Raw genomic sequence first — 9,204 nt, 5'->3', positions numbered from 1 at the left:
TGGCGATAACGTCACTGTAGACGTCACGCTGATCGTGCCGATCGCGATGGAAGAGAAGCTCCGCTTCGCTATCCGTGAAGGTGGCCGCACCGTCGGTGCAGGCATCGTCGCTTCGATCATCGAGTAATTAGATTTGTGCAGGAGCGTCTCTCCGGAGGCGCTCCGCGTAACAAGGAACAGATGAAATGAACGGTCAAAACATCCGCATTCGCCTCAAGGCGTTTGATCATCGGATCCTTGACGCTTCGACGCGGGAAATCGTGTCGACTGCCAAGCGTACCGGTGCCAACGTGCGCGGACCGATCCCACTTCCAACGCGGATCGAAAAGTTCACAGTTAACCGGTCGCCGCACATCGACAAGAAGAGCCGCGAGCAGTTCGAGATGCGCACGCACAAGCGTCTTCTCGATATCGTTGACCCAACTCCACAGACTGTAGACGCGCTGATGAAGCTCGATCTGTCTGCCGGTGTTGATGTCGAGATCAAGCTTTAATCGGCTTGAGGACGGAAGGAACGAACCCGATGCGTTCAGGTGTTATTGCACAGAAGCTGGGCATGACCCGCGTCTATAACGACGCTGGCGAACATGTACCAGTGACAGTTCTCCGTATGGAAGACTGCCACGTGGTAGCTCAGCGTACAGTTGAAAAAAACGGTTATACGGCTGTTCAGCTTGGCGTTGGACTTGCCAAGGTAAAGAACACAACAAAGGCTCTGCGCGGTCATTTCGCGAAGGCTGAAGTTGAGCCTAAGGCGAAAGTAGCGGAATTCCGCGTTTCGCCAGATAACCTTCTCGAAGTAGGCTCGGAGATTCTTGCCGAGCATTTCGTCGCCGGCCAGAAGGTCGATGTGACGGGCACTTCTATCGGTAAAGGTTTTGCCGGTGTTATGAAGCGCCACAACTTTGCTGGTCATCGTGCTTCGCACGGTAACTCAGTTACCCACCGCGCTCACGGCTCGACCGGTCAGCGTCAGGATCCGGGTAAGGTGTTCAAGGGCAAGAAGATGGCTGGTCACATGGGGCAAACCCGCGTGACGACGCAGAACATCGAAGTTGTCTCTACAGATAGCGATCGTGGCCTTATTCTGGTTCGCGGCGCGGTTCCTGGCTCCAAGGGCGCCTGGATCCTCGTTCGTGATGCAGTCAAGGTTTCGCTGCCTGAGAATGCACCTAAGCCGGCTGCCCTGCGTTCAAGCGCAAACAATGCAGCTGCGGATGCAGTCGCGACTGAGGGAGCCGAATAATGGATCTCACGATTACAACTCTTGAAGGCAAGGATGCCGGCAAGGTCAAGCTGAACGAAGAAATCTTCGGCCTCGACCCACGCGACGACATTCTTCAGCGCGTCGTGCGCTGGCAGCTGGCTCGCCGCCAGCAGGGCTCTCATGATGCCAAGGGCCGCAGCGACATCAGCCGCACCGGTTCGAAGATGTATAAGCAGAAGGGTACGGGTCGCGCTCGTCACCATTCGGCTCGTGCACCGCAGTTCCGCGGCGGTGGTCAGGCTCACGGACCAGTAGTCCGTACGCATGATCATGATCTGCCAAAGAAGGTTCGCGCTCTCGGCTTGCGTCATGCTCTGTCGGCTAAGGCTAAGGCATCCGACCTGATCATCATCGATGATCTGGCTGCCTCTGAAGCCAAGACAAAGCAGCTTGTTTCGCAGTTCGCAAAGCTCGGTCTTGAAAATGCACTCCTCATCGGTGGTGCAGAGATCGACGTGAACTTCCAGCGCGCTGCTTCGAACATCCCGAACATCGATGTTCTGCCAGTACAGGGCATCAATGTTTACGACATCCTGCGTCGTGGCAAGCTCGTGCTTTCCAAGGCAGCTGTCGAAGCCCTCGAGGAGCGTTTTAAATGACCGATCTTCGCCATTATGACGTGATCGTCAGCCCAGTTATTACTGAGAAGTCGACCCTTGTTTCCGAACATAACCAGGTCGTCTTCAACGTAGCTCGCAAGGCGACGAAGCCGGAAATCAAGGCTGCAATCGAGGCGCTTTTCGGCGTCAAGGTAAAGGCCGTTAACACCACTGTGCGCAAAGGCAAGGTGAAGCGGTTCCGCGGCATTGTCGGGCGCCAGAGCGATGTCAAGAAAGCGATCGTTACTTTGGCTGAAGGCCAGAGCATCGACGTTTCGACAGGTCTCTGAGAGGCCATGGAGTAAAGACAATGGCACTCAAGCACTTTAATCCGACCACGCCAGGCCAGCGTCAGCTGGTCATCGTGGACCGTTCGGAACTCTACAAGGGCAAGCCGGTCAAGTCACTGACCGAAGGTCTGTCCAAGAAGGGTGGCCGTAACAACACCGGTCGTATCACTGTTCGCTTTCAGGGCGGTGGTCACAAGCGTTCTTACCGTTTTGTTGACTTCAAGCGTCGTAAGCACGACGTCGTCGCTACGGTTGAACGCCTGGAATACGATCCAAACCGCACCGCGTTTATCGCGCTGATCCGCTATGAAGACGGCGAGCTGAGCTACATTCTGGCTCCGCAGCGTCTGGCAGCCGGCGACAAGGTCATTTCCGGCCAGTCCGTCGACGTTAAGCCAGGCAATGCAATGCCGCTTTCGTCGATGCCTGTTGGTACCATTATCCACAACGTGGAAATGAAGCCAGGCAAGGGCGGCCAGATTGCTCGTTCGGCTGGTGCATATGCACAGCTCGTCGGGCGTGACCAGGGTATGGCTATCCTGCGTCTCAATTCTGGTGAACAGCGTCTGGTTCCAGGTGCATGTTTCGCAACGGTTGGCGCAGTTTCCAACCCAGAGCATAGCAACATCAATGACGGTAAGGCCGGTCGTTCGGTCTGGCGCGGTAAGCGTCCTCACGTTCGCGGTGTTGCAATGAACCCAGTTGACCACCCGCATGGTGGTGGTGAAGGCCGCACTTCCGGTGGTCGTCATCCGGTCACGCCTTGGGGCAAGCCTACGAAGGGTAAGAAGACCCGTTCGAATAAGGCGACCGATAAGTTCATCATGCGCTCGCGTCATCAGCGCAAGAAGTAAGAGAGGTAGTCTGAAGTGGCTCGTTCAGTTTGGAAAGGTCCGTTCGTCGATGGCTATCTTCTCAAGAAAGCTGAGAAGGTACGCGAGGGCGGTCGTAGTGAAGTCATCAAGATGTGGAGCCGTCGCTCCACTATCTTGCCGCAGTTCGTTGGCCTGACCTTCGGTGTTTATAACGGCAACAAGCATGTGCCGGTATCGATCTCCGAAGAAATGGTTGGACACAAGTTCGGTGAATTCGCGCCGACACGTACCTATTACGGTCACGGCGCGGACAAGAAGGCAAAGAGGAAGTAACGATGGGCAAGGCCAAGGCTCCCCGCCAGCTTAAGGATAACGAGGCGAAAGCCGTCGCCCGTACGCTTCGCGTCAGCCCGCAGAAGCTTAATCTTGTCGCGGCATTGATCCGCGGTAAGAAAGTAAATGCGGCACTTGCTGATCTGACGTTCTCGCGCAAGCGGATCGCGGAAACAGTGAAAAAGACGCTCGAATCGGCTATCGCCAACGCAGAGAACAATCATGATCTCGATGTTGACGCGCTGATCGTTGCTGAAGCTTATGTCGGCAAATCCATTGTCATGAAGCGTTTCCACGTTCGTGGACGTGGTAAGGCAAGCCGCATCGAAAAGCCGTTTTCGCATCTCACCATTGTTGTCCGCGAAGTTGCGGAAAAAGGGGAGGCCGCATAATGGGCCAGAAGATTAATCCAATCGGTCTTCGTCTCGGCATCAACCGCACCTGGGATTCGCGTTGGTACGCGAATACCGGTGAGTACGGCAAGCTTCTGCATGAAGACGTGAAGATTCGCGAATATCTTAAGAGCGAACTTAAGCAGGCTGCGATCTCCAAGATCGTAATCGAGCGTCCGCACAAGAAGTGCCGCGTGACGATTCACTCGGCTCGTCCGGGTATCATCATTGGCAAGAAGGGTGCAGACATCGAAAAGCTTCGCAAGAAGCTTTCCGAGATGACGAATTCCGATGCGTCGCTCAACATTGTTGAAGTTCGCAAGCCGGAAGTCGATGCTACGCTGATCGCTCAGTCGATCGCTCAGCAGCTCGAACGCCGTGTGGCATTCCGTCGCGCCATGAAGCGTGCTGTTCAGTCAGCAATGCGTCTGGGTGCGGAAGGTATTCGTATCAACTGCTCCGGCCGTCTGGGTGGCGCTGAAATCGCACGTATGGAATGGTACCGCGAAGGCCGCGTTCCTCTTCACACGCTGCGTGCTGATATCGACTACGGTACAGCAGAAGCGCAGACCGCTTACGGCATCTGCGGCGTGAAGGTTTGGGTATTCAAGGGCGAAATCCTTGAGCACGACCCAATGGCTTCTGAACGTCGTGCGGTTGAGGGTGACAATCAGGGTTCCCAGCAGAACCGCCGCCGCGAAAACGCTTAAAAAGCGGGCCGCGGGCGAGAAATTTGGAGTAGAGAACAATGATGCAGCCTAAGCGCACCAAGTTCCGTAAGCAGTTCAAGGGCCGTATTCACGGCAACTCGAAGGGCGGTACGGACCTTAATTTCGGTGCATTCGGTTTGAAGGCCGTTGAGCCTGACCGCGTCACAGCACGACAGATCGAAGCGGCTCGCCGCGCGATCACCCGTCACATGAAGCGTGCCGGTCGTGTATGGATCCGTATCTTCCCGGATCTGCCAGTAACATCGAAGCCTACCGAAGTCCGTATGGGTAAAGGTAAGGGTTCAGTTGACTACTGGGCATGCCGCGTAGCACCAGGTCGTATAATGTTTGAGCTTGACGGCGTACCCGAAGATGTGGCACGCGAAGCCCTGAGACTCGGCGCTGCAAAGTTGTCGGTCAAGACGCGCTTCATTCAGCGCATCGCAGAGTAAGAGAGGCAGTCATGAAAGCCGCAGACGTTCGGGCCAAAAGCCTCGATCAGATGAACGATGAGTTGGGCGCCCTGAAGAAAGAGCAGTTTAATCTGCGCTTTCAGAAGGCGACCGGCCAGCTCGAAAAAACCGCGCGCGTGAAGCAGGTTCGCCGTGACATTGCGCGTATTAAGACCATCGCCCGCCAGAAGGCGGCCGAAAGCAAGGCATAAGGAACAAGTATAATGCCTAAACGCGTTCTGCAGGGCGTTGTCGTCAGCGACAAAAACGATAAGACTGTTGTGGTTAAGGTTGAGCGTCGCTATTCGCACCCGCTCCTCCAGAAGACCGTTCGCCAGTCGAAGAAGTATAAGGCGCACGACGAAAACAACCAGTTCAAGATTGGTGATCAGGTTTCTATTGAAGAATCCAAGCCAATTTCGAAGGACAAACGCTGGGTCGTTCTTTCGAACGTAACAGCGGGCTAAATTACAAACACGCAGCTTAGGTAGGGCAGGAGCCCTTAACCAGCTGAAGGAAAAGAAGGCGGCCAGTCATGATTCAGATGCAAACAAACCTCGACGTGGCGGATAACTCCGGCGCACGTCGTGTCATGTGCATCAAGGTGCTGGGCGGCTCGAAGCGGCGTTATGCTTCCGTTGGCGACATCATTGTGGTGTCGATCAAGGAAGCTATTCCGCGCGGCCGCGTCAAAAAAGGTGACGTGATGAAGGCGGTGGTCGTACGGACCGCCAAGGACATCCGTCGCGCAGACGGTAGCGTTATTCGTTTCGATAATAACGCAGCTGTTCTCATCGATAACAAGAAAGAGCCTATCGGCACGCGTATCTTCGGACCGGTTCCGCGCGAACTTCGCGCAAAGAGCCACATGAAGATCATTTCGCTGGCTCCGGAAGTTCTGTAAGGAAGCAAGATGATGCAAAAGATTCGCAAAGGCGACAGCGTTGTCGTGCTGTCCGGTAAGGACAAGGGCCGTACAGGCGAAGTTCTTCAGGTTATGCCTAAGGACGACAAAGCCGTTGTTCGTGGCATTAATGTTGTGAAGCGTCATCAGCGCCAGACACAGACTCAGGAAGCCGGCATCATCTCGAAAGAGGCGCCGATTCATTTGTCGAACCTGGCAGTTGCTGATCCTAAGGACGGCAAGCCAACTCGCGTTGGTTTCCGCGTTGAGGACGGCAAGAAGGTTCGCGTCGCAAAGCGTTCGGGAGCAGTGATCTGATGGCTGAAGCTAAGGCACTTCCACGCTTCAAGAAAGTTTATCTGGATACGATCCGCAAGGCTCTTCTTGAAGAATTCAAATATGACAACGAGATGCAGATCCCACGCATCACCAAAGTTGTTCTCAATATGGGCGTAGGCGAAGCGACTTCTGATTCGAAGAAGCCAGCTGTTGCAGCAGAAGATCTGGGCTTGATTGCCGGTCAGAAGGCTGTCATTACTCGCGCCCGTAATTCGATCGCGACCTTCAAGTTGCGTGAAGACATGCCAATCGGTACGAAGGTAACTCTTCGTGCGGACCGCATGTACGAATTCCTTGATCGTCTGATCACGATTGCGCTTCCGCGCGTTCGAGATTTCCGCGGTCTGAATCCGAAGAGCTTTGATGGCCGCGGCAACTTCGCCATGGGTATTAAGGAACACATCGTGTTTCCAGAAATCAACTACGATAAAGTTGATCAGATCTGGGGCATGGACATCATCGTTTGCACGACCGCTAAGACGGATGATGAAGCACGCGCTCTTCTGCGCGCCTTCAACTTCCCGTTCCGGCAGTAACGGCAAGCGTAGCGAGGTATATTAATATGGCCAAGACTAGCGCAGTCGAAAACAACAAGCGCCGCGAAAAGTTGGTTAAGCGTCATGCTGAAAAGCGTGCACGTCTGAAGGCGATCGTAATGGATCAGAGCCTTCCGCTGGATGAGCGTTTCCGCGCTACTATCCAGCTCGCCGAACTGCCGCGCAATTCTGCTAAGGTCCGTATTCGCAATCGTTGCGAAGTTTCGGGTCGCCCGCGTGGTTATTACCGTAAACTGAAGATGTCGCGTATTGCGCTTCGCCAGTTGGGTTCGCTTGGACAGATTCCAGGCATAGTTAAGTCGAGCTGGTAAGGAGTAGCATATGTCTGTGTCAGATCCTATCGGCGATATGCTGACCCGTATCCGCAACGCAGTTGGCCGCAAGAAGACCAAGGTTTCGACCCCGGCTTCGAAGCTGCGCGCTCGCGTACTGGATGTTCTTCAGTCTGAAGGTTACATCCGCGGATACACGCAGAGTGAATTCGTGAACGGCAAAGCCGAGATCGAAATCGAACTGAAGTATTATGAAGGCGTTCCAGTCATTCGTGAACTGACCCGCGTTTCGAAGCCTGGCCGTCGCGTTTACGTGTCGGTCAAGTCGATCCCGCAGGTTGCGAATGGCCTTGGCATCTCGATCCTGTCCACCCCTAAGGGTGTGATGGCTGATCATGAAGCTCGTGAACAAAACGTTGGTGGTGAGCTGCTCTGCCGCATCTTCTGATGCGGCCGACAGTGAACAGATAAAAGACAGGTATAAAAATGTCTCGTATCGGTAAAAAACCCGTGCCGGTCCCGGCGGGCGTGACCGCCAGCGTTGAAGGTCAGACCGTCAAGGCTAAGGGCGCGAAAGGCGAATTGTCTTTCGTAGTGCACGATGAAGTTCTGGTTAAGCTCGAAGACGGCGCTGTAAGCGTCGATCCTCGTGACCAGTCCAAAGAAGCTCGCTCCAAGTGGGGCATGTCGCGTTCGATGATCGTTAATATCTTCGAAGGCGTCGAAAAGGGCTTTGAAAAGAAGCTTGAGATTAGCGGCGTTGGTTACCGTGCTGCTATGCAGGGCAAGAATGTCCAGCTTTCGCTCGGCTTCAGCCACGAAGTGGTCTATGACGTGCCTGCTGGCATCACTGTTGCGGTTCCTAAGCCGACGGAAATCGTCGTCACTGGTATCGACAAGCAGCAGGTCGGTCAGGTCGCGGCTGAGATCCGCGAATATCGCGGCCCCGAGCCTTACAAGGGCAAGGGCGTCAAGTATGCTGGCGAGAAGATCGTCCGCAAAGAAGGCAAGAAGAAGTAAGGGAAGCGCGTCATGGCATCGCCAAAAGAAACTTTGCAGCGTCGCGCTGCTCGTGTACGCCGTCAGGTCAAGGCTGTCGCAAACGGCCGTCCACGTCTCAGCGTACACCGCTCTTCCAAGAACATCTACGTTCAGGTTATCGACGACGTTCGCGGTGTTACCATCGCAGCTGCTTCGACCCTGGATGGCGACCTGAAGGGCAAGCTCAAGACCGGCGCCGACTCCGCAGCAGCAGCTGCAGTTGGCAAGCTGGTTGCAGAGCGTGCTAAGAAAGCAGGCGTCAGTGAAGTAGTGTTCGACCGTGGTGCATTCATTTACCACGGCCGTGTGAAGGCTCTCGCCGAAGCTGCCCGCGAAGGCGGACTTAGCTTCTAATAATTTTGTGCTTCCGGAAAAAAATAAAGGAATAGGATATGGCACAGAAAGAACGTAACCGCGAAGATCGCGGTCGTGAGGAGCGCGACAGCGAATTCGTTGACAAGCTCGTTCACATTAATCGCGTCGCCAAGGTTGTTAAGGGTGGCCGTCGTTTTGGTTTCGCTGCGCTCGTCGTAGTTGGCGACCAGAAGGGCCGCGTTGGCTTCGGTCATGGTAAGGCACGCGAAGTGCCTGAAGCGATCCGTAAGGCAACTGAAGCTGCTAAGCGCGACATGATTTTCGTTCCGCTTCGTTCGGGCCGTACTCTGCATCACGATGTGCAGGGCCGTCACGGCGCTGGCAAGGTTCTCCTCCGTGCAGCTCCTGCCGGTAAGGGTATCATTGCTGGTGGTCCAATGCGTGCAGTGTTCGAAACGCTTGGCGTTCAGGACGTTGTTGCTAAGTCGCTCGGCTCCTCGAACCCTTACAACATGGTTCGTGCAACCTTTGACGCTCTGAAGCATCAGATGCATCCAAAGGACATCGCTGCACAGCGCGGTATCAAGTACTCGACCCTTCAGGCTCGCCGCCATGATGTGGTCGGTTCGGAAGAATAGCCGATAGTTTGTGCCAGTCCGGTGCACAAACACCGGATACGCCATAGACAAGGGATTTGAGTGATGGCTGAGAAGAAGGGTAAGACGGTTACGGTCGAACAGATCGGAAGCCCTATCCGTCGTCCAGCCGAACAGCGTGCAACGCTGATCGGACTCGGACTTAACAAAATGCACCGCCGCCGCACACTGGAGGATACTCCTTCAGTTCGTGGTATGATCGCCAAGGTTCAGCATCTCGTCCGCGTTGTGGACGAGGCCTGATAACGCAGGGGATAGAGAC

21 protein-coding genes are annotated in these 9,204 nt (G+C 54.9%); all 21 read left to right on the top strand.

Annotation, left to right across the window (positions count from 1 at the left end; translation table 11 throughout):
- On the top strand, positions 1-127 hold a 127-nt coding region (locus ABWV94_RS03915; RefSeq protein WP_445558004.1), incomplete at its 5' end, for an EF-Tu C-terminal domain-related protein.
- 58 nt (positions 128-185) lie between these two features.
- Positions 186-494: a 30S ribosomal protein S10 gene (rpsJ, locus tag ABWV94_RS03910; protein WP_002964363.1), complete on the top strand. Its 309-nt coding sequence runs from the start codon at positions 186-188 to the stop codon at positions 492-494.
- 29 nt (positions 495-523) lie between these two features.
- Positions 524-1,246 (top strand): 50S ribosomal protein L3, encoded by a 723-nt coding sequence (rplC, locus tag ABWV94_RS03905; RefSeq protein ID WP_007875345.1) that lies wholly within the window; start codon positions 524-526, stop codon positions 1,244-1,246.
- Complete coding sequence (gene rplD, locus ABWV94_RS03900; protein ID WP_007875344.1) at positions 1,246-1,866, top strand: 50S ribosomal protein L4; 621 nt, start codon at positions 1,246-1,248, stop codon at positions 1,864-1,866. The genes rplC and rplD overlap by 1 nt, the downstream gene beginning before the upstream one ends.
- On the top strand, positions 1,863-2,156 hold the full coding sequence (locus ABWV94_RS03895; RefSeq protein WP_007875343.1) for a 50S ribosomal protein L23: 294 nt from the start codon (positions 1,863-1,865) through the stop codon (positions 2,154-2,156). The genes rplD and ABWV94_RS03895 overlap by 4 nt, the downstream gene beginning before the upstream one ends.
- Before the next feature lie 20 nt (positions 2,157-2,176).
- Positions 2,177-3,010: a 50S ribosomal protein L2 gene (gene rplB / locus ABWV94_RS03890; protein ID WP_007875341.1), complete on the top strand. Its 834-nt coding sequence runs from the start codon at positions 2,177-2,179 to the stop codon at positions 3,008-3,010.
- Positions 3,011-3,025: 15 nt separating this feature from the next.
- Positions 3,026-3,304, top strand: coding sequence for a 30S ribosomal protein S19 (gene rpsS, locus ABWV94_RS03885; protein ID WP_007875339.1), 279 nt, complete (start codon positions 3,026-3,028; stop codon positions 3,302-3,304).
- Positions 3,305-3,306: 2 nt separating this feature from the next.
- On the top strand, positions 3,307-3,696 hold the full coding sequence (gene rplV / locus ABWV94_RS03880; protein WP_007875336.1) for a 50S ribosomal protein L22: 390 nt from the start codon (positions 3,307-3,309) through the stop codon (positions 3,694-3,696).
- Entirely contained in the window at positions 3,696-4,406 is a 711-nt protein-coding gene (gene rpsC, locus ABWV94_RS03875; protein WP_007875334.1) for a 30S ribosomal protein S3, read from the top strand. The genes rplV and rpsC overlap by 1 nt, the downstream gene beginning before the upstream one ends.
- A gap of 38 nt (positions 4,407-4,444) precedes the next feature.
- Positions 4,445-4,858 carry a 50S ribosomal protein L16 gene (gene rplP, locus ABWV94_RS03870; RefSeq protein ID WP_007875332.1) on the top strand — a complete coding sequence of 138 codons (414 nt, stop codon included), beginning with the start codon at positions 4,445-4,447 and terminating at the stop codon, positions 4,856-4,858.
- An 11-nt stretch (positions 4,859-4,869) separates the two neighbouring features.
- A complete protein-coding gene (gene rpmC, locus ABWV94_RS03865; RefSeq protein WP_007875331.1) occupies positions 4,870-5,070 on the top strand; it encodes a 50S ribosomal protein L29 in 201 nt (66 codons plus the stop codon).
- Between the two features lie 12 nt (positions 5,071-5,082).
- Positions 5,083-5,325 carry a 30S ribosomal protein S17 gene (gene rpsQ, locus ABWV94_RS03860; protein ID WP_007875330.1) on the top strand — a complete coding sequence of 81 codons (243 nt, stop codon included), beginning with the start codon at positions 5,083-5,085 and terminating at the stop codon, positions 5,323-5,325.
- 68 nt (positions 5,326-5,393) lie between these two features.
- Positions 5,394-5,762: a 50S ribosomal protein L14 gene (gene rplN, locus ABWV94_RS03855; RefSeq protein WP_007875329.1), complete on the top strand. Its 369-nt coding sequence runs from the start codon at positions 5,394-5,396 to the stop codon at positions 5,760-5,762.
- A gap of 12 nt (positions 5,763-5,774) precedes the next feature.
- Positions 5,775-6,080, top strand: coding sequence for a 50S ribosomal protein L24 (rplX, locus tag ABWV94_RS03850; protein ID WP_007875328.1), 306 nt, complete (start codon positions 5,775-5,777; stop codon positions 6,078-6,080).
- The gene (gene rplE, locus ABWV94_RS03845) at positions 6,080-6,637 is read left to right on the top strand and encodes a 50S ribosomal protein L5 (RefSeq protein ID WP_007875327.1); all 558 of its coding nucleotides are present in this window, start codon (positions 6,080-6,082) and stop codon (positions 6,635-6,637) included. The genes rplX and rplE overlap by 1 nt, the downstream gene beginning before the upstream one ends.
- A gap of 26 nt (positions 6,638-6,663) precedes the next feature.
- Positions 6,664-6,969 carry a 30S ribosomal protein S14 gene (rpsN, locus tag ABWV94_RS03840; RefSeq protein WP_007875326.1) on the top strand — a complete coding sequence of 102 codons (306 nt, stop codon included), beginning with the start codon at positions 6,664-6,666 and terminating at the stop codon, positions 6,967-6,969.
- Between the two features lie 10 nt (positions 6,970-6,979).
- The gene (gene rpsH, locus ABWV94_RS03835; protein WP_007875325.1) at positions 6,980-7,378 is read left to right on the top strand and encodes a 30S ribosomal protein S8; all 399 of its coding nucleotides are present in this window, start codon (positions 6,980-6,982) and stop codon (positions 7,376-7,378) included.
- 38 nt (positions 7,379-7,416) lie between these two features.
- Positions 7,417-7,950 carry a 50S ribosomal protein L6 gene (rplF, locus tag ABWV94_RS03830; protein WP_007875324.1) on the top strand — a complete coding sequence of 178 codons (534 nt, stop codon included), beginning with the start codon at positions 7,417-7,419 and terminating at the stop codon, positions 7,948-7,950.
- Between the two features lie 12 nt (positions 7,951-7,962).
- A complete protein-coding gene (rplR, locus tag ABWV94_RS03825) occupies positions 7,963-8,325 on the top strand; it encodes a 50S ribosomal protein L18 (protein ID WP_064320721.1) in 363 nt (120 codons plus the stop codon).
- A 38-nt stretch (positions 8,326-8,363) separates the two neighbouring features.
- Entirely contained in the window at positions 8,364-8,924 is a 561-nt protein-coding gene (gene rpsE, locus ABWV94_RS03820) for a 30S ribosomal protein S5 (protein WP_007875318.1), read from the top strand.
- Between the two features lie 63 nt (positions 8,925-8,987).
- The gene (gene rpmD, locus ABWV94_RS03815) at positions 8,988-9,185 is read left to right on the top strand and encodes a 50S ribosomal protein L30 (RefSeq protein ID WP_007875314.1); all 198 of its coding nucleotides are present in this window, start codon (positions 8,988-8,990) and stop codon (positions 9,183-9,185) included.
- Positions 9,186-9,204 lie beyond the last annotated feature (19 nt).

The organism is Brucella sp. NBRC 12953 (genome assembly GCF_040369775.1).
GTDB classification, from domain to species: domain Bacteria; phylum Pseudomonadota; class Alphaproteobacteria; order Rhizobiales; family Rhizobiaceae; genus Brucella; species Brucella pseudogrignonensis.
This window is presented reverse-complemented; position numbering and strand designations above follow the sequence as displayed.

Coding starts and splice junctions, on each gene's coding strand:
- rpsJ (WP_002964363.1), top strand. CDS start 186: ATGAACGGTCAAAACATCCGCATTCGCCTCAAGGCGTTTGATCATCGG.
- rplC (WP_007875345.1), top strand. CDS start 524: ATGCGTTCAGGTGTTATTGCACAGAAGCTGGGCATGACCCGCGTCTAT.
- rplD (WP_007875344.1), top strand. CDS start 1,246: ATGGATCTCACGATTACAACTCTTGAAGGCAAGGATGCCGGCAAGGTC.
- ABWV94_RS03895 (WP_007875343.1), top strand. CDS start 1,863: ATGACCGATCTTCGCCATTATGACGTGATCGTCAGCCCAGTTATTACT.
- rplB (WP_007875341.1), top strand. CDS start 2,177: ATGGCACTCAAGCACTTTAATCCGACCACGCCAGGCCAGCGTCAGCTG.
- rplV (WP_007875336.1), top strand. CDS start 3,307: ATGGGCAAGGCCAAGGCTCCCCGCCAGCTTAAGGATAACGAGGCGAAA.
- rpsC (WP_007875334.1), top strand. CDS start 3,696: ATGGGCCAGAAGATTAATCCAATCGGTCTTCGTCTCGGCATCAACCGC.
- rplP (WP_007875332.1), top strand. CDS start 4,445: ATGATGCAGCCTAAGCGCACCAAGTTCCGTAAGCAGTTCAAGGGCCGT.
- rpmC (WP_007875331.1), top strand. CDS start 4,870: ATGAAAGCCGCAGACGTTCGGGCCAAAAGCCTCGATCAGATGAACGAT.
- rpsQ (WP_007875330.1), top strand. CDS start 5,083: ATGCCTAAACGCGTTCTGCAGGGCGTTGTCGTCAGCGACAAAAACGAT.
- rplN (WP_007875329.1), top strand. CDS start 5,394: ATGATTCAGATGCAAACAAACCTCGACGTGGCGGATAACTCCGGCGCA.
- rplX (WP_007875328.1), top strand. CDS start 5,775: ATGCAAAAGATTCGCAAAGGCGACAGCGTTGTCGTGCTGTCCGGTAAG.
- rplE (WP_007875327.1), top strand. CDS start 6,080: ATGGCTGAAGCTAAGGCACTTCCACGCTTCAAGAAAGTTTATCTGGAT.
- rpsN (WP_007875326.1), top strand. CDS start 6,664: ATGGCCAAGACTAGCGCAGTCGAAAACAACAAGCGCCGCGAAAAGTTG.
- rpsH (WP_007875325.1), top strand. CDS start 6,980: ATGTCTGTGTCAGATCCTATCGGCGATATGCTGACCCGTATCCGCAAC.
- rplF (WP_007875324.1), top strand. CDS start 7,417: ATGTCTCGTATCGGTAAAAAACCCGTGCCGGTCCCGGCGGGCGTGACC.
- rplR (WP_064320721.1), top strand. CDS start 7,963: ATGGCATCGCCAAAAGAAACTTTGCAGCGTCGCGCTGCTCGTGTACGC.
- rpsE (WP_007875318.1), top strand. CDS start 8,364: ATGGCACAGAAAGAACGTAACCGCGAAGATCGCGGTCGTGAGGAGCGC.
- rpmD (WP_007875314.1), top strand. CDS start 8,988: ATGGCTGAGAAGAAGGGTAAGACGGTTACGGTCGAACAGATCGGAAGC.